The 17,571-nt window shown below is 52.4% G+C and carries 19 protein-coding genes and 5 pseudogenes; 16 read left to right on the plus strand and 8 right to left on the minus strand.

What is annotated here, in order from left to right; translation table 11 throughout:
• Positions 1–2: 2 nt before the first annotated feature.
• The 11 genes and pseudogenes from KB890_RS27295 to KB890_RS27345 all read left to right on the plus strand — a co-directional run.
• Positions 3–203 carry a hypothetical protein gene (locus tag KB890_RS27295; protein ID WP_015059022.1) on the plus strand — a complete coding sequence of 67 codons (201 nt, stop codon included), beginning with the start codon at positions 3–5 and terminating at the stop codon, positions 201–203.
• Positions 204–588: 385 nt separating this feature from the next.
• Positions 589–1,188 carry a PIN domain-containing protein gene (locus KB890_RS27300; protein WP_032083981.1) on the plus strand — a complete coding sequence of 200 codons (600 nt, stop codon included), beginning with the start codon at positions 589–591 and terminating at the stop codon, positions 1,186–1,188.
• Positions 1,189–1,249: 61 nt separating this feature from the next.
• Positions 1,250–1,582 carry a hypothetical protein gene (locus KB890_RS27305; RefSeq protein ID WP_152916585.1) on the plus strand — a complete coding sequence of 111 codons (333 nt, stop codon included), beginning with the start codon at positions 1,250–1,252 and terminating at the stop codon, positions 1,580–1,582.
• A gap of 304 nt (positions 1,583–1,886) precedes the next feature.
• Complete coding sequence (locus tag KB890_RS27310) at positions 1,887–2,036, plus strand: Hok/Gef family protein (RefSeq protein ID WP_001312851.1); 150 nt, start codon at positions 1,887–1,889, stop codon at positions 2,034–2,036.
• Positions 2,037–2,319: 283 nt separating this feature from the next.
• The gene (locus KB890_RS27315) at positions 2,320–2,568 is read left to right on the plus strand and encodes a replication regulatory protein RepA (RefSeq protein ID WP_000083837.1); all 249 of its coding nucleotides are present in this window, start codon (positions 2,320–2,322) and stop codon (positions 2,566–2,568) included.
• Between the two features lie 244 nt (positions 2,569–2,812).
• Positions 2,813–2,887: a RepA leader peptide Tap gene (tap, locus tag KB890_RS27770; protein WP_001375168.1), complete on the plus strand. Its 75-nt coding sequence runs from the start codon at positions 2,813–2,815 to the stop codon at positions 2,885–2,887.
• Positions 2,880–3,737, plus strand: coding sequence for an incFII family plasmid replication initiator RepA (repA, locus tag KB890_RS27325; protein ID WP_032495102.1), 858 nt, complete (start codon positions 2,880–2,882; stop codon positions 3,735–3,737). Before tap ends, repA begins: the two co-directional genes overlap by 8 nt.
• 938 nt (positions 3,738–4,675) lie before the next feature.
• Positions 4,676–5,329 (plus strand): CPBP family intramembrane glutamic endopeptidase, encoded by a 654-nt coding sequence (locus tag KB890_RS27330; RefSeq protein ID WP_000616807.1) that lies wholly within the window; start codon positions 4,676–4,678, stop codon positions 5,327–5,329.
• Between the two features lie 92 nt (positions 5,330–5,421).
• Positions 5,422–5,679, plus strand: a complete 258-nt coding sequence (gene pemI / locus KB890_RS27335) for a type II toxin-antitoxin system antitoxin PemI (RefSeq protein WP_000557619.1) — start codon at positions 5,422–5,424, stop codon at positions 5,677–5,679.
• 1 nt (position 5,680) lies between these two features.
• On the plus strand, positions 5,681–6,013 hold the full coding sequence (gene pemK-mt / locus KB890_RS27340) for a type II toxin-antitoxin system toxin endoribonuclease PemK-mt (protein ID WP_000439434.1): 333 nt from the start codon (positions 5,681–5,683) through the stop codon (positions 6,011–6,013).
• 248 nt (positions 6,014–6,261) lie between these two features.
• Positions 6,262–6,683: pseudogene (locus tag KB890_RS27345) on the plus strand (IS1 family transposase); the annotation flags it as partial.
• Positions 6,684–6,745: 62 nt separating this feature from the next.
• Here the strand turns inward: KB890_RS27345 and KB890_RS27350 are convergent.
• A pseudogene (locus KB890_RS27350) lies at positions 6,746–7,264 on the minus strand (Tn3 family transposase); the annotation flags it as partial.
• Between the two features lie 59 nt (positions 7,265–7,323).
• Positions 7,324–8,028, minus strand: a complete 705-nt coding sequence (locus KB890_RS27355; RefSeq protein WP_001067855.1) for an IS6-like element IS26 family transposase — start codon at positions 8,026–8,028, stop codon at positions 7,324–7,326.
• A 56-nt stretch (positions 8,029–8,084) separates the two neighbouring features.
• On the opposite strand from KB890_RS27355, the pseudogene KB890_RS27885 reads away from it, so the two are divergent.
• A pseudogene (locus KB890_RS27885) lies at positions 8,085–8,156 on the plus strand (hypothetical protein); the annotation flags it as partial.
• A 49-nt stretch (positions 8,157–8,205) separates the two neighbouring features.
• Here KB890_RS27885 and traI read toward each other — a convergent pair.
• The 3 genes and pseudogenes from traI to KB890_RS27370 all read right to left on the minus strand — a co-directional run.
• Positions 8,206–12,825, minus strand: a pseudogene (gene traI, locus KB890_RS27360) (conjugative transfer relaxase/helicase TraI); the annotation flags it as partial.
• Positions 12,825–13,466 (minus strand): annotated as a pseudogene (locus KB890_RS27365) (conjugal transfer protein TraD); the annotation flags it as partial. The pseudogenes traI and KB890_RS27365, both read right to left, overlap by 1 nt.
• 53 nt (positions 13,467–13,519) lie before the next feature.
• The gene (locus KB890_RS27370) at positions 13,520–14,224 is read right to left on the minus strand and encodes an IS6-like element IS26 family transposase (RefSeq protein WP_001067858.1); all 705 of its coding nucleotides are present in this window, start codon (positions 14,222–14,224) and stop codon (positions 13,520–13,522) included.
• Between the two features lie 197 nt (positions 14,225–14,421).
• On the opposite strand from KB890_RS27370, the gene KB890_RS27375 reads away from it, so the two are divergent.
• Positions 14,422–14,703 carry a hypothetical protein gene (locus KB890_RS27375; RefSeq protein WP_001333089.1) on the plus strand — a complete coding sequence of 94 codons (282 nt, stop codon included), beginning with the start codon at positions 14,422–14,424 and terminating at the stop codon, positions 14,701–14,703.
• Positions 14,704–14,825: 122 nt separating this feature from the next.
• Here KB890_RS27375 and KB890_RS27380 read toward each other — a convergent pair whose 3' ends face one another.
• From KB890_RS27380 to KB890_RS27775, 3 genes are all read right to left on the minus strand, one after another.
• A complete protein-coding gene (locus KB890_RS27380) occupies positions 14,826–15,176 on the minus strand; it encodes a plasmid partitioning/stability family protein (RefSeq protein ID WP_000361389.1) in 351 nt (116 codons plus the stop codon).
• A gap of 2 nt (positions 15,177–15,178) precedes the next feature.
• Positions 15,179–16,141, minus strand: coding sequence for a plasmid segregation protein ParM (gene parM / locus KB890_RS27385; RefSeq protein ID WP_000959884.1), 963 nt, complete (start codon positions 16,139–16,141; stop codon positions 15,179–15,181).
• Between the two features lie 105 nt (positions 16,142–16,246).
• Positions 16,247–16,453: a hypothetical protein gene (locus KB890_RS27775; protein ID WP_306173356.1), complete on the minus strand. Its 207-nt coding sequence runs from the start codon at positions 16,451–16,453 to the stop codon at positions 16,247–16,249.
• Between KB890_RS27775 and KB890_RS27390 the strand changes: the two genes are divergently transcribed.
• The 3 genes from KB890_RS27390 to KB890_RS27400 all read left to right on the plus strand — a co-directional run bounded on the left by KB890_RS27390 (position 16,354) and on the right by KB890_RS27400 (position 17,563).
• A complete protein-coding gene (locus tag KB890_RS27390) occupies positions 16,354–16,581 on the plus strand; it encodes a hypothetical protein (RefSeq protein WP_170942586.1) in 228 nt (75 codons plus the stop codon). The genes KB890_RS27775 and KB890_RS27390 overlap by 100 nt on opposite strands.
• Before the next feature lie 76 nt (positions 16,582–16,657).
• Complete coding sequence (locus tag KB890_RS27395) at positions 16,658–17,341, plus strand: DNA methylase (protein WP_000085883.1); 684 nt, start codon at positions 16,658–16,660, stop codon at positions 17,339–17,341.
• Positions 17,342–17,563 carry a hypothetical protein gene (locus KB890_RS27400; protein WP_001104881.1) on the plus strand — a complete coding sequence of 74 codons (222 nt, stop codon included), beginning with the start codon at positions 17,342–17,344 and terminating at the stop codon, positions 17,561–17,563. It abuts the gene before it with no gap.
• The last annotated feature ends 8 nt before the right edge of the window (positions 17,564–17,571 follow it).

Genomic DNA, 17,571 nt, shown 5'->3' on the forward strand with positions numbered 1-17,571 from the left:
AGATGAATGGATTCAGAAACAGTTCACGGAACGGTCAGGTCTGGCGCTGGCAGCGTGCCGGAAGCCGTGCCGTCAGCCTGGAGGTCAGGGGATTCCGGAAGGAGGCCGCTGAAGCGTGGCTCCTGGCTGCCCGTGTTGCTCCCCGTACAGACTGGCAGCAGTTTGCACGGCAGAGAGCCGAACGCTGTCAGCGACGGAGATAATGAAAAAAAACGGCAAAAAAAAGACTTCCCCTGAGCAAAGGAGGCCAAAAATCATTCATAGCGTATTACTGACATTGAATGAATGCTCTGTACATCAACCCTGTGAAGCTACCACCGGTTAATGCCGGGAGGTTGCGGGAAGAAAGATAATACACAGTCATTACGTGGTTAATATCTGTCAGAATGTTTTTTGTGACCATAAACTGTCAGATGGATAAAAAAGACCGTCATGTGACGGTCAGTGTTGTCCTGTCAGGGACAAATGCATTCAGTAAGGAGAGCAAAATAATAACATCACGTTGCCCGGCTGTTAATATCAGGCGATGTTAAGTGTTATTTATGACTCTTTTATCTGGTTGTGAAGTCTGTTAATCAGGAAGAGAAAATGGCGACCGGAAAATCAGAGAAGCAACAGGTGATTGCCTTTATCGATTACGAGAACTGCAGTAACCTGACAGAAATTTCCTTAAATATATATACGGAGTTAATTATATTCGCGGGTGCGAAACAGAATAATGTGGCACTGCCAGTAAACGCTTTCCCTGAAGCAGTAAAAATCACACTCCGGCATGTCAGTGAAGTCTCCCGGAACAATGTTGATTTTCATCTGGTGCTGGAGCTGGGGCAGTGTGTATGCCACTACGGGCCGGAGAAGGAATACCATATTGTTTCCGCTGACAAGGGATATGACGGTATTGTCCGGACACTGCAGGCGCGCGGGATTCGCTGCCGTCGCGTCTCCCCGGATAAGGCGTCATCAGTAAAGATGGCTGCACCCGACATGGATATCGTTATCCGGTGGGCAAACAAAATTCAACAGGCAGCGCGGGAGGTTCGTAATATGCCGGTAACAGAAAAGACATTTAATAATTATTTAAAATCACAGATGCGCGGTGAATGGCGTGATGTCCTGACCAGAGGTATCCGGGATGAACTGGTCCGTCGCGGGGTAATGAAAATTCAGGGAAATAAAATCATCTGGTAAGACTGCCAGAATAAAATGATATTTATTTTATTTATAAAAACAGAAAGGTCGAAAATCAATAATGGCATTTATTTCCATGACAAGACAGAAAGCGCCGTACAGATATGCAAGCAAGACCCGGTTATCGATAAGACGAACAGACTCAGGCTCTGCCGGGTGTTATGTGACGGTTGCCGTTCGGGGGAAGCAGGAATTTATTATTGCTGAACTTGATTCAGAAATCCGGAAAATCAGGCTGAAACTGACGGACTCCTATGAAGAAGGGGTAAGGCTGTCTTCGGGCACGTTTACGCTTCCGGCCAGATTCTGCCGGGAAATACTGCCGGACGACGTCAGGAGTATCACCATTATTCTGGAAAAAAGCGACGATGAGTGGTGGTACGGGAGTTACTGATATGTGGCAGAACTCCGGACACTGACGCCTTCGCGTTGCTCAGTTGTCCAACCCCGGAAACGGGAAAAAGCAAGTTTTCCCCGCTCCCGGCGTTTCTGCAATAAAAAGCAGGGGCATGGAGGTCGTCGTAACCAGACAGGAATGTGGTATTATCGCGGCGGGTGTCTGAGCCTTTCTGGTTCAGGCAAGACGCAGGTACCAGAAATGCGAAGACCCCACTCGTTAATCCATTAACTCGTGAGGTCTGCATGAAGTACTTAGCACTACTGATTGTAGCCTCTTCTTTGCAGAGAGGTCAAAGTTTATGACGAAATATGCCCTTATCGGGTTGCTCGCCGTGTGTGCCACGGTATTGTGTTTTTCACTGATATTCAGGGAACGGTTATGTGAACTGAATATTCACAGGGGAAATACAGTGGTGCAGGTAACTCTGGCCTACGAAGCACGGAAGTAAGCTGCCGGGCGGGGACGGAAGTCCCCGCTTTCCGGAAGTGTGAGGTATTTCAGGGGCAGACACCCGACATGCCAGAAACAGCCGGTCCCGCCCGGGGCCGGCATCCAGGTTAAGGCATTTCCTGTTTTTCAGTCATTTCATCATCAAAATCACATTAAACGGTCGTAATCAGACATGATTTGTGCGCCAACACAGATCATCATCACAACTTTCAAGTCGCTGATTTCAAAAAACTGTAGTATCCTCTGCGAAACGATCCCTGTTTGAGAATTGAGGAGGCGAGATGTCGCAGACAGAAAATGCAGTGACTTCCTCATCAGGTACAAAGCGAGCATACCGAAAAGGTAATCCTCTGACGCTTGCAGAACGTCAGCAGGCATCTCTGGCAAGAAAACGTGCCACACATAAAGAACTCAGAGTGTTCATTCCTGCTGCGTTAAAAGCGCAATTACAGGAGATGTGTGACGCTGAAGGTGTTACTCAGGCTGAGATGATTGCTGAACTGATAAAGCAGAAGAGTGCTTTCAGCTAACTAAAATGTAGCGACATCACATTCTTGCCTGTTTGTGGTGTGCGTGATAGATTGCTGATCGTTTAAGGAATTTTGTGGCTGGCCACGCCATAAGGTGGCAGGGAACTGGTTCTGATGTGGATGTACAGGAGCCAGAAAAGCGAAAACCCCGATAATCTTCTTTAACTTTGGCGAGTCAGAAAGATTACCGGGGCTAACAAGAAACTGCATAGAAGCTGTTGCTCTATGCGGGGAGTATAGTTATATGCCCGGAAAAGTTCAAGACTTCTTTCTGTGCTCACTCCTTCTGTGCAACATAAGTGCAGGATGGTGTGACTGATCTTCAACAAACTTATTACCGCCAGGTAAAGAACCCGAATCCGGTGTTTACACCCCGTGAAGGTGCCGGAACGCTGAAGTTTTGCGAAAAACTGATGGAAAAGGCGGTAGGCTTCACCTCCCGTTTTGATTTCGCCATTCATGTGGCACATGCCCGTTCGCGTGGTCTGCGTCGGCGCATGCCACCGGTACTGCGTCGTCGGGCTATTGATGCGCTGCTGCAGGGGCTCTGTTTTCACTATGATCCGCTGGCCAACCGTGTCCAGTGCTCCATCACCACGCTGGCCATTGAGTGTGGACTGGCGACGGAGTCTGATGCCGGAGTACTCTCCATCACCCGTGCCACCCGTGCCCTGACGTCCCTGGCTGAGCTGGGTCTGATTACCTACCAGACGGAATATGACCCGCTTATTGGTTGCAACATTCCGACCGATATCACGTTCACACCGGCGCTGTTTGCCGCTCTCGATGTGTCTGAGGTGGCGGTGGCTTCCGCACGCCGCAGCCGTGTGGAATGGGAAAACAGACAACGCAAAAAGCAGGGGCTGGATACCCTGGGCATGGATGAACTGATAGCGAAAGCCTGGCGTTTTGTTCGTGAGCGTTTCCGCAGTTACCAGACAGAGCTTAAGTCCCGGGGAATAAAGCGTGCCCGTGCGCGTCGTGATGCGGACAGGGAACGTCAGGATATTATCACCCTGGTGAAACGGCAGCTGACGCGCGAAATCGCGGAAGGGCGCTTCACTGCCAGTCGTGAGGCGGTAAAACGTGAAGTGGAGCGTCGTGTGAAGGAGCGCATGATTCTGTCACGTAACCGCAATTACAGCCGGCTGGCCACAGCTTCCCCCTGAAAGTGACCTCTTCTGAATAATCCGGCCCGAACCGGAGGCATTCGCACGCCTGAAGCCTGCCAGCGAACAAAAAATCAGCACCACATACAAAAAACAACCTCACTATCCACCTTCTGGAGCATCCGGTTCCCCCTGTTTTTAATACAAAATGCGCCTCAGCGACGGGGAATTTTGCTTATCCACATTTAACTGCAAGGGACTTCCCCATAAGGTTACAACCGTTCATGTCATAAAGCGCCAGCCGCCAGTCTTACAGGGTGCAATGTATCTTTTAAACACCTGTTTATATCTCCTTTAAACTACTTAATTACATTCATTTAAAAAGAAAACCTATTCACTGCCTGTCCTGTGGACAGACAGATATGCACCTCCCACCGCAAGCGGCGGGCCCCGACCGGAGCCACTTTAGTTACAACACACAAAAACAACCTCCAGAAAAACCCCGGTCCAGCGCAGAACCGAAACCACAAAGCCCCTCCCTCATAACTGAAAAGCGGCCCCGCCCCGGCCCAAAGGGCCGGAACAGAGTCGCTTTTAATTATGAATGTTGTAACTACATCTTCATCGCTGTCAGTCTTCTCGCTGGAAGTTCTCAGTACACGCTCGTAAGCGGCCCTCACGGCCCGCTAACGCGGAGATACGCCCCGACTTCGGGTAAACCCTCGTCGGGACCACTCCGACCGCGCACAGAAGCTCTCTCATGGCTGAAAGCGGGTATGGTCTGGCAGGGCTGGGGATGGGTAAGGTGAAATCTATCAATCAGTACCGGCTTACGCCGGGCTTCGGCGGTTTTACTCCTGTATCATATGAAACAACAGAGTGCCGCCTTCCATGCCGCTGATGCGGCATATCCTGGTAACGATATCTGAATTGTTATACATGTGTATATACGTGGTAATGACAAAAATAGGACAAGTTAAAAATTTACAGGCGATGCAATGATTCAAACACGTAATCAATATCTGCAGTTTATGCTGGTTATGCTGGCTGCATGGGGCATTAGTTGGGGAGCCAGATTTGTCATGGAGCAGGCCGTTCTGCTTTATGGATCAGGAAAAAACTATTTGTTCTTCAGTCATGGTACTGTTCTGATGTACCTGCTGTGTGTTTTCCTGGTATACCGCCGTTGGATAGCTCCGCTACCGGTCGTTGGTCAGCTGCGCAACGTTGGCGTACCGTGGCTGGTCGGTGCGATGGCCGTGGTGTATGTCGGTGTATTTCTGCTCGGTAAGGCGCTGGCTCTGCCTGCTGAGCCATTTATGACGAAACTTTTTGCCGATAAGTCCATACCTGACGTGATCCTGACGTTGCTGACCATCTTTATCCTTGCCCCGTTGAATGAGGAAACGCTGTTCCGGGGGATTATGCTGAACGTCTTCCGTTCACGGTACTGCTGGACGATGTGGCTGGGGGCGCTGATAACGTCGTTGTTGTTCGTCGCCGCGCACAGCCAGTATCAGAACCTGCTGACACTGGCAGAACTGTTCCTGGTGGGGTTGATTACATCAGTGGCCAGGATCAGAAGTGGTGGCCTGCTGCTGCCGGTATTGCTGCATATGGAAGCAACCACGCTGGGTTTACTGTTTGGTTGAAAGTTATATTTTTATTAAACATTGTGCGTTAAAGCCTGGTGTGTTTTTTTAGTGGATGTTATATTTAAATATAACTTTTATGGAGGTGAAGAATGCATACCACCCGACTGAAGAGGGTTGGCGGCTCAGTTATGCTGACCGTCCCACCGGCACTGCTGAATGCGCTGTCTCTGGGCACAGATAATGAAGTTGGCATGGTCATTGATAATGGCCGGCTGATTGTTGAGCCGTACAGACGCCCGCAATATTCACTGGCTGAGCTACTGGCACAGTGTGATCCGAATGCTGAAATATCAGCTGAAGAACGAGAATGGCTGGATGCACCGGCGACTGGTCAGGAGGAAATCTGACATGGAAAGAGGGGAAATCTGGCTTGTCTCGCTTGATCCTACCGCAGGTCATGAGCAGCAGGGAACGCGGCCGGTGCTGATTGTCACACCGGCGGCCTTTAATCGCGTGACCCGCCTGCCTGTTGTTGTGCCCGTAACCAGCGGAGGCAATTTTGCCCGCACTGCCGGCTTTGCGGTGTCGTTGGATGGTGTTGGCATACGTACCACAGGTGTTGTACGTTGCGATCAACCCCGGACAATTGATATGAAAGCACGGGGCGGAAAACGACTCGAACGGGTTCCGGAGACTATCATGAACGAAGTTCTTGGCCGCCTGTCCACTATTCTGACTTGAACATGGGGTTTGAGGGGCAACTGGATGAAAACGTACGATTTAGGGCACTAAAACCGCTGTTGTCCCACCATTCTGGTGATTCCCAAACGTTATTTGGCTAAAAAGTAGTTTTGATGTGGTTTATTTTCCGAATTCCAAGCGCAGCCCTACTTTCTTGTGCGTATTTGCGTGTTTTGCGCAGTTTTGAAGTTCCGGTGATGCTGCCAACTTACTGATTTAGTGTATGATGGTGTTTTTGAGGTGCTCCAGTGGCTTCTGTTTCTATCAGCTGTCCCTCCTGTTCAGCTACTGACGGGGTGGTGCGTAACGGCAAAAGCACCGCCGGACATCAGCGCTATCTCTGCTCTCACTGCCGTAAAACATGGCAACTGCAGTTCACTTACACCGCTTCTCAACCCGGTACGCACCAGAAAATCATTGATATGGCCATGAATGGCGTTGGATGCCGGGCAACCGCCCGCATTATGGGCGTTGGCCTCAACACGATTTTCCGCCATTTAAAAAACTCAGGCCGCAGTCGGTAACCTCGCGCATACAGCCGGGCAGTGACGTCATCGTCTGCGCGGAAATGGACGAACAGTGGGGATACGTCGGGGCTAAATCGCGCCAGCGCTGGCTGTTTTACGCGTATGACAGGCTCCGGAAGACGGTTGTTGCGCACGTATTGGGGTCTGACGCTCAGTGGAACGAAAACTCACGTTAAGCAACGTTTTCTGCCTCTGACGCCTCTTTTAATGGTCTCAGATGTCCTTTGGTCACCAGTTCTGCCAGCGTGAAGGAATAATGGCCGAGCATATTGATATGTCCGTGGCAAAGCGGGGAGAGGCGTGCGATATCTTCATCATTCAGTGTTTCACCCTGCGCCCGGAGATGATCCAGGGCTGCCTGCATATAAATAGTGTTCCATAACACGACGGCGTTAGTGACCAGCCCCAGTGCGCCCAGTTGATCTTCCTGACCGTCGGTATATCGTTTTCTTATCTCACCTTTTTGACCGTGACAGATGGCTCTGGCAACGGCATGGCGACTTTCTCCCCGATTAAGCTGGGTCAGAATGCGCCGGCGGTAATCTTCATCATCAATATAATTAAGCAGATACAGCGTTTTGTTGATGCGCCCCACTTCAATGATTGCCTGAGTCAGTCCGGAAGGACGTTCACTTTTCAGCAATGAACGGACCAGCACTGAAGCCTGTACTTTGCCCAGCTTCAGGGAGCCAGCGGTCCGGATCATTTCGTCCCACTGAAGGACTATTTTTGGCACTGTTGCAAAGTTAGCGATGAGGCAGCCTTTTGTCTTATTCAAAGGCCTTACATTTCAAAAACTCTGCTTACCAGGCGCATTTCGCCCAGGGGATCACCATAATAAAATGCTGAGGCCTGGCCTTTGCGTAGTGCACGCATCACCTCAATACCTTTGATGGTGGCGTAAGCCGTCTTCATGGATTTAAATCCCAGCGTGGCGCCGATTATCCGTTTCAGTTTGCCATGATCGCATTCAATCACGTTGTTCCGGTACTTAATCTGTCGGTGTTCAACGTCAGACGGGCACCGGCCTTCGCGTTTGAGCAGAGCAAGCGCGCGACCATAGGCGGGCGCTTTATCCGTGTTGATGAATCGCGGGATCTGCCACTTCTTCACGTTGTTGAGGATTTTACCCAGAAACCGGTATGCAGCTTTGCTGTTACGACGGGAGGAGAGATAAAAATCGACAGTGCGGCCCCGGCTGTCGACGGCCCGGTACAGATACGCCCAGCGGCCATTGACCTTCACGTAGGTTTCATCCATGTGCCACGGGCAAAGATCGGAAGGGTTACGCCAGTACCAGCGCAGCCGTTTTTCCATTTCAGGCGCATAACGCTGAACCCAGCGGTAAATCGTGGAGTGATCGACATTCACTCCGCGTTCAGCCAGCATCTCCTGCAGCTCACGGTAACTGATGCCGTATTTGCAGTACCAGCGTACGGCCCACAGAATGATGTCACGCTGAAAATGCCGGCCTTTGAATGGGTTCATGTGCAGCTCCATCAGCAAAAGGGGATGATAAGTTTATCACCACCGACTATTTGCAACAGTGCCCAGCATTTTATTATGGTGATCCCCTGGGCGAAATGCGCCTGGTAAGCAGAGTTTTTGAAATGTAAGGCCTTTGAATAAGACAAAAGGCTGCCTCATCGCTAACTTTGCAACAGTGCCGGCTGATTTGCCGTTACGGTCAAACGCCGGCAGTGCCACATACGGCTGTGGATATTTACGCCCCGGTGCAATAAACCGTGCAGGACTGTCTCCCCCGGCAAGCCCCGCCTGACGAAGAACGGCACGCCCTGCCGCCACGTCCCGCAGCTCCCGCGCCGTACTAAACAGCCGCTCTGCATTCATGACCTCCCGGTCCGGTTTCGGCTCCAGCACATCGTGGGCAGTTCCTTTCTGTACGGCATTGTTAATGGCATCCGTCCAGCCCTGACGGTTATCGGTGTACACCTGCACATGCTGCTTCATACGCGACAGGGCCACGTAGGCTGACTCAAAGCCGGCCATCAGTTTCCGGTTACCTTCCGTGCCTTCAAGCGCAATGGCAAAGGTTTCACTCGCACCCTGCGCACCGTGGGCGGTGATGGCATAGGCCAGGTCAATATGTTGCTCTGCCTGCTCCTGGGCGGGGCGAATCACCCGGGTCTGCTGTCCGTCCGACAGCGTGACACTGTCACCGGATACCGCTGTCACCGTCCAGACGCTGTTGGCCACATAACCACGCTCCCGGTCACTCTTCGTGAAGCGCATCCGGTCACCGGTCCCCACCCGGATTTTGTCCGGGGTGTACAGTGTGACACCTTCAGCCACCGCCTCCCGGGGCGAAATCAGCCGCGTGTTACCTTCCGCATCCTGCAGGGTTATCAGCCCGTCATCCCTGCTGATACCGGCAATCCGGTGATACACATTATCCACCAGGGCAAGTGCGTCCCGATGTGTCTCCCAGGTGGAAAGACGACGCAGTTCTCCGTCACGTATATTCGCTGTGTTCAGGACAGGCACCATGACCTGCTCTTTTCCCAGCTCACCGGCCTTTTCCCGTGCATCATGAATCATGCTGTTCAGCACGCGCCGGTCCTCATTCAGGTGCGTGACAATCAGCGTCTGCTCCCGTGCTTCCGGTGTCCTGCCGGTATAGTCGCGGACAATGGCTTCATACAGTGTCATGGGGACATCCGGGAAAGCCTCGCCTTTCAGCATCGCCTTCTGCTGCGCTTCTGCCAGTTTTGCTTCCTGGCTGTGACTGAACTCCGTCACGGAGTGCTCCGGTGCCCATGCGCCCTCCTGACGTGGCACCTGAGACGGTTTCACACTCTCAAGCCCGGACAGTGCCCTTTCCACATCCCGGTTAATCAGGCTGTATACCGCCTCCCGCAGTTCCGGCGTCTGACGCACAATCTCCTTCATGATGGCCACATCGGCAGCACTGCGCGTCTGCTGGAGACGGAAAGGCTGACCGGGCGCGATGGCCTGCAGCTGGTCCGTGTCACCGCTGGCCACGGCACGACCACCACCGGCCGCAATCAGGGCGTATGCCCGTGCCATGTCGGTATTGCCCACCATTGAGCTCTCATCGAGCAGGAACAGCGTGTTGCTGAAATCCGGCGTTTCTCCGCTGCGCTGCTGCAGTTGCGTGTCATGCAGAAAGGACGCCAGTGTCTGTGCATCCACGCCGGCGCTGCGCATCTCCCCGACCGCACGGTGCGTGGGGCCCAGCCCAACGACACGGGGACGCTCACTCTCCGGCAGCATGTTCACGGCTGACATCACCGCCCGGAACTGTGTGGTCTTACCCACACCGGCATAGCCCTGCACCACCGTGAAACGGTCGGGCGTTTCCAGTATCATGCGGGTGGCGGCGCGCTGTCCTGATGTCAGTTTCTCCATGAGTTCGCCAGGTACTCTCTCCATCAGCGGCGTGACCGCCTCCTTACCTTCGAGAATATGGCGAAGAATGCTTTTTTCAGCCTCATACGACGCACGGGAAACCAGCAGGTCTGTGCCATAACCTTTTGCCACATCCACATGCAGTAAATCGCCCCGTTTTATCTGCGCATCGATTTCCCGCCCCAGGTCAGCAAAACTGGTTCCTTCTGCAGCAAACGACTTTGCCTCTGTCAGCAGGTCCACATGGCTGAAGGCCAGGTTTTTACTTTCCACCACCGGAAGGGCAAGATGAATGGCCTGCTGTGCCGGCGTGTTAAGTGCGGACTTCTGATGACTGATAGCCGTTTCCAGCGATGTCTCACCGGCCCGCGCCTTTATCTGCTCAGAAACCACCGTAAAGGACGGATGGCGGGCAAGTTTTTCCGCAGTACGGGTTTCATCCAGTGAGGAATACAGCCGGACATCACGACCGCTGCGGGCCAGACCGTTCAGGGTGGCCTTGTCCATTGCCATCTGTGTGACGGAGGCAAAAACCTTCGCACTGTCGCTGACGGAATGCCCGGGCGTTTCCACCCAGCCATTCTCCAGCTTCAGTGCCGTGAACGGTGAATCGCTCACAGGCAGGGAGGCCGGTTCAGCCCGCCCCGGCACAACAACCGTCATCACATCTTCACTGACGGATGCCACCTGCAGGCGGTCACCGCCGGAGACTCGGAGTCCGGGAATTTTCCCGGTCACCCTCAGTCGCTCGCCGTCTGCCACCGGCATTTTTTCCGGCCGGAACAGCGACCAGCTGCTGTCCAGGGAGGAAATACGCACCACCTGCGTTTCGCCCTGCACATCCCGCAGGGTCAGGCTGTGACTCTGCGCCGTCACCCGGTCGATAACATAGCGGTCATGACTGCGTGTCTCCGGGTTCCACTGCTCCATCACCATTCCCGGGCGGTACATATCCCGCAGATAACGGCTCCGGCTGTCCAGCCAGACCGGTGACAGGGCGGTCATGGTTACCTCCGGGTGTCCGAGCACGCCCTGTGTTTTCAGCTCACTGCGAATGGCCTGTGTCAGTATGGCCTGTTCCCGTACCCCGCTGACCTGTGCCACGCTCTCTTCTCCGGCTTTCACGCTGGCCGCAAAGTCCCCGGCCAGCCGGGCATAGCGGACATTACGGTCCGGTTCACTGATGATGGTTGCCGGTCGTTGCTCTCCGCCCTGCCAGCGATATATGTTAACCCCGGCATCCTTCATGGCCATCAGCGCACTGCCTGTACCGGTTCGCTGCCCGCTGTCGGTTATCAGGACCTGTACGTTATGACGTGCGGCACCGTCTAGCAGGGTTAACGTCTCTTTCAGGGAGAGTTTTTCGCCCTGGTCAACGATAACAGTACTGCCCGGCGTGAAGGCCATGCCTTCCGGCAGCTGACGACGTCCGGTTATCAGCTCACCGGACAGCCGTTCATCCTGCTTCAGGTTCATCTGCGAGCGACGGTCAGCAGCGATAATCTGCACCTCCCGCCCCTGCTCCCGGGCCATCATGACCAGTTCAGCCACCCGCTCACGCTGCCCGGCTGCACCGCCCTGCCCGGACACAATGGCCAGCGACGGACGGTCCTGTGCCAGAACACTGACGGCATCACTGTAGCCGGCCGTCCGGGGGACACTTTTCTCCGGATGTACGGTCACCCGGTTCTGTTTCATGATATCGCGACTGAGTGCCCGGACTGACAGTTCATCGAGCACATGAATCCCGGACGTGAACAGCCCCTTCTCACGGTCAAGGGGGATGAGTTGCTCACGGCTGATGGCCTCATCGATACCGGCGCGTGCCCGTTCAATCACACCATTTTCCGGCGGCAGTATGCCGACTGTTCTGGCCAGCACGTCCGTGTACGTAAACTGCACTTTTCGTTCACTTAATCCGGCAATCGCCTGTGTCACCGCCTGCTGCACATCCGGCCCCTCCTGTGAAACAGCCCCGGGCGCCTGCGTGCGGGTCTCCGCACGCTGATCCGCCGCGTCACGATATGCCCGGATGTCGAACCCGGTTTCCTTCAGCGTCTGCATCCATTCAGCCATTCTGACTTCAGGATCGACGTGCTGTTTGGATTTTCGCGTATCCAGTGCCGCCACATCCCGGGATTTTAGCGAGGCATCTTCCCCGACGGCCTCTCGGATAGCCTGTGAGCGTCCGGAAAAGGCCTCCACCGGTACGCCCGGCATCTCCCACATACCGTGCTTACCCACCACTTCGGTTTCATAGCCCAGCGCCTCAACCTGCTCTTTCAGTTTTTCCCGATAGAGCCTGCCAAAGGCAATCTGATTAGCGTACACATTCTCAATGAACCCCGTTTTCCCCACTTTGTCACTGCTCAGTGTCTTCCACTCACCGTTATGCTGCGTGACATTAGCCACCACCGCATGCGTGTGTAACTGTGGTTCCTGATCGCGACTAGTGTCGTGGTTAAACAGTGCCATCACCAGATTACCGGTCAGCACCGTTTCTGACTGTCCGTCCGTCATCACCCGTGTGGAGGCCAGCGCCTCCACCTGACGAACAGCAAAGTCCACGGCCTGGTTATGTGCATCAATCAGGCGCTTATCGCCACCTAACATGGCCATCATGGAGACACTTTTGGGGGCGGAGAAGGTCAGGTCGTAGCCGGGACGATGCCTGTTACTGCCATCCTGCATGCGGCTTAGATCCGCTCCGTCCGGCAGCCTTCCCTCCAGAAGACGGGTAAAAACATCCTTATCGACACTGCCCTGCAGTCCCAGCTGTTCAGCCCCCCTGCCGGCCCAGCGTTCTCCCATGCTGCCCAGCACATAGTAATTATCCTTGTCGGTATAATAGTTACCGGCACTTCCGGCCGATCTGACCTGCGCGATACTCATCATCAGAAATCATCTCCCGGCTCAACATCCTCCCCGCGCTCCCGGTGCACATTAATGTTCACCTCTTCACGACGCTGCATCTGCTGCTGGATGTCCGGATGATTTTCCTGTTGCCATGCCTCATAAGCGGCCATATCCACCACTTCACCGGATTCACTGATCCCGGGTGGCAGTTGCTGTTCCATCTCTTCTTCCGGTTTCATTTTCAGCTCCTGCTCGATCCCCCCTGCCGGAACATTCACACCTGAATCTGACTTCTTATCGTTGATGGCGGGAGACACCGGCTGTTGCGGCTGTTGCGGCTGTTGCGGCTGTTGCGGCTGTTGCGGCTGTTGCGGCTGTTGCGGCTGTTGCGGCTGTTGCGGCTGTTGCGGCTGTTGCGGCTGTTCAGCCTGAGTCACGTCTTCTCCGGAAACAACTTCCGGCACATCCGGTTCGAAGAGGCTGGCCATCTGACGACCTTCTGCTTCCCTTGCGGCAAGTACGGCGCTCAGGCGGTTCTCCATTTCCGGGTTGATGTCACGCGGAATAAACTCAGGGGCAACCTTCGGACGTGCCTGATATTTCAGTGAGAGTTTTACTGCCGGATACGGTCCGGGCAGGGTGACATAACAGGTCAAATCCGGCAGAGACTGAATGTCGGAAGGCACTGTTGCAAAGTTAGCGATGAGGCAGCCTTTTGTCTTATTCAAAGGCCTTACATTTCAAAAACTCTGCTTACCAGGCGCATTTCGCCCAGGGGATCACCATAATAAAATGCTGAGGCCTGGCCTTTGCGTAGTGCACGCATCACCTCAATACCTTTGATGGTGGCGTAAGCCGTCTTCATGGATTTAAATCCCAGCGTGGCGTTGATTATCCGTTTCAGTTTGCCATGATCGCATTCAATCACGTTGTTCCGGTACTTAATCTGTCGGTGTTCAACGTCAGACGGGCACCGGCCTTCGCGTTTGAGCAGAGCAAGCGCGCGACCATAGGCGGGCGCTTTATCCGTGTTGATGAATCGTGGGATCTGCCACTTCTTCACGTTGTTGAGGATTTTACCCAGAAACCGGTATGCAGCTTTGCTGTTACGACGGGAGGAGAGATAAAAATCGACAGTGCGGCCCCGGCTGTCGACGGCCCGGTACAGATACGCCCAGCGGCCATTGACCTTCACGTAGGTTTCATCCATGTGCCACGGGCAAAGATCGGAAGGGTTACGCCAGTACCAGCGCAGCCGTTTTTCCATTTCAGGCGCATAACGCTGAACCCAGCGGTAAATCGTGGAGTGATCGACATTCACTCCGCGTTCAGCCAGCATCTCCTGCAGCTCACGGTAACTGATGCCGTATTTGCAGTACCAGCGTACGGCCCACAGAATGATGTCACGCTGAAAATGCCGGCCTTTGAATGGGTTCATGTGCAGCTCCATCAGCAAAAGGGGATGATAAGTTTATCACCACCGACTATTTGCAACAGTGCCCCTGTGACACACACGAGAAAACAGGTAGATTGTGTGTGAGGGCAACTTTAACATAGCCTGCAGGTGTTAATTCAGGAGCATTGTTATCAGACCAAATATTTTTCATTCCATTAAATAGTCTTGTAGGGGATAAAATGAATTACGATGAAATAACGAAAATCACTGCAGAACGTATTAGCGACTACATGACTGAAGCGGTTAATACAGACTCTAAATCTGTTGCGGAAATGTTTCATAACGCTGCATGGGGAGTGCTATCATTGTGGTTTGAACTCGTCACAAAAATAGATCTGGATATACATAAAAAGAACAGGTATGCAAGTTATGATTTTAGAAGAAAAATCGAAATGCAGCATGAAGAGTTTCAGAAAATGACAGAGCGTGAGCAAGTGCCTTTATTGAAATTGCCTGAATAACAGAGACAGTGCAAACGATTATTTCATAATAACGATTATGTAATGACTGGTAAGAAAATAACTTGATTGAGTTCCCTTTATCCAGCCTGATAGTGGATAAAGGGAACTCAATAATAATTGAATTAATTTATTAGCTTCATCGCATTTTTTTTGGTCTCTTCATCACTTTTTTGCTCTTGTTGTGAAGAGGATTGAGTGACTATTGAAGAATTAAAATCGGCCATCTCTTTTGGAAATAGCGATCTCAATATATTCACGATATCTGAAAATGTGGTTTCTTTCGTCAGCAGCTCACATAAAAGGAAAGGGGTCCGGGGATCTTGTCTGTATAAGGCCAGACCTGCCGTCAGTGCGGCCCGGTTAAGGCGGCTTCGTTCCCCTTGCGGGATACTGTCCAGTGTATCACAAACAATTTTATCTGTTTGATTTACATCTGGATTTAGTTTGAAGGCAATGGTTCTGCGCTTGTCCATCATTAATTACCTATGAGATACATACCGTTAACTAAATCATATTGAGAGTTATTGGTTTTGAAAAAACGTTCATCACGAATCTGTGTGTGTTTTTTTACTGCATCGCATATTAATTCTGCGCCACCGCCTATAACCATAACATGAGTATAACCAGAAAATTCATTGAGCGTATTTAATACACGTTGCTCAAGTTTACGAAGTGCTTCATTCATTGCTTCGGTGACTATTGATATTTTGTTCTCATCATTAATTCGTTGCTTCAGATAGTTATTATCTTTTCTGTGAATGATTATATCGTCAGCAAGATAGCTACTTCCTTTTGTTCTCGCAAGAGAAAGGGCATCTTTTACTGCAGATGTAACCAGAGAGACACCAAGAGATGAGTCTCCGTATATTTTACTGATCCCCGATAATTTCCCCATTACCTGAGAAATATCTAATGTGGTGCCCCCGAGATCTATAATTAATAAAGAATCTAACTCATCCAGTTCTTGTAGAACTTCATAACCTGCCGGTATAGATTCAGGCATGACTTTTACATCTTTTATTGTGAATGTATCCCCGCCATTTAATGTAATTTTTTTCCGGAAGTTTGCTTTCTTACGCTCAATATTTTCCGTATTGGGTTGGTTATTTCTGTCGTAATACTCTGTCAGAGGAAGTGTGCAAACAATATCCACTTCGCTTACCGGCAGACCACTGGTCAGTAAGGCGTGATGCACTGCAACGACATTAACGTCGCTGTATTGCCATGCGATATTGGTTGTGACTACAGCATCCGGGCTGATTGGATCAAATGAATACTGTTCGCCGTTCAGTGTGTAGTTAAAGACCTTTTTATCACCAAAAGAGACTGCCCACTCGCGTTTGAAGCTGTTCGGGCTAATGTGCTGTTTAATTGTTCCGTCGCTTTCCTGCCACTGTAGTTTGATGTTTGTTGAACCGTCATCAATGAATACCAACATTTATAAAACTCCTTATGGTGTTTTTTTGGTGTGTGTTTGGGTATGTTTTGGGTTTTAAGTGGGTTTGTTTGTCAAGTTTACCCCATTTCAACCATCAATCAATGATTATTTGTCTTGTTTTGGTGTTTTATTGGGTTGGGTATGGGTTGTTTTTGGGTTTTGTTTGGCGGGTAACAAAAGATGTCGCCGGGCTCCTCTTTTTACTGCGCCGGCTGACGCGGCGCGGCAGGAACGCTGCCTGTGGTCAGTGTCCCGCGTCCGGCCGGGCACGGGACGGGCGCTTTTACCGCTCCCGGCTGGCGTTGGTGACAGTGTACGCCAGCCCGTCGCCCTTTTCTGATGAACGCCCTTCAAGCCGCTTTCGCGGCATATCCTCGCCGTCAAAAAGACGACGGCTGCGGTATTCCACGGTCGGCCTGACCCGTTACCGGACGCGGTGAACAGCCCACAGGCAGCGGGGAACGGGCACCACAGGGGTGCCCTCCCGGTGCCCTCTGTAAGAGAAGGAGTGCTGTTATGTCCCGTTTTATCCTGGGTGACTGCGTGCGTGTTATGGCCACGTTTCCGGGCAATGCTGTCGATTTCATCCTCACCGACCCGCCGTATCTCGTCGGTTTCCGTGACCGTTCCGGGCGCACCATCGCCGGCGATAAAACCGATGAATGGCTGCAACCAGCCTGTAATGAAATGTACCGCGTACTCAAAAAAGACGCGTTAATGGTGAGCTTCTATGGCTGGAACCGCGTCGATCGCTTTATGGCCGCCTGGAAAAATGCGGGATTCAGCGTTGTTGGTCACCTGGTCTTCACCAAAAACTACACATCGAAGGCCGCATATGTGGGCTATCGCCACGAATGTGCCTACATCCTGGCAAAAGGCCGTCCACGTCTGCCACAAAACCCGCTGCCGGACGTGCTGGGCTGGAAATATTCGGGCAATCGCCATCACCCGACGGAAAAGCCCGTTACCAGCCTGCAACCGCTGATTGAGAGCTTCACACACCCGAACGCAATTGTGCTGGACCCGTTTGCAGGCAGCGGCTCAACCTGCGTCGCCGCCCTCCAGTCCGGACGCCGGTATATCGGTATCGAGCTGCTTGAGCAGTATCACCGTGCCGGGCAGCAACGCCTTGCCGCCGTGCAACGGGCCATGCAGCAGGGGGCCGCGAATGATGACTGGTTTATGCCGGAGGCTGCGTAAATGAACTATGCAGGACACGAAAAACTGCGCGCCGAAGTGGCGGAGGTGGCCAATGCCATGTGCGACCTGCGTACAACCATGAATGAGATGGAGCAGCGGTACAGCTTTAATGCCGACACCCTGCCGGAACGTCTGGTGCGTCAGACGCTGTTTCGCGCAAACCGCCTCCTGATGGAGGCATATACCGAAATTCTGGAACTGGAAGCGTGCTTTAAAGATTGAGAAGGAGA

The organism is Klebsiella sp. P1954, from assembly GCF_018199955.1.
Taxonomy (GTDB): Bacteria; Pseudomonadota; Gammaproteobacteria; order Enterobacterales; family Enterobacteriaceae; genus Klebsiella; species Klebsiella pneumoniae.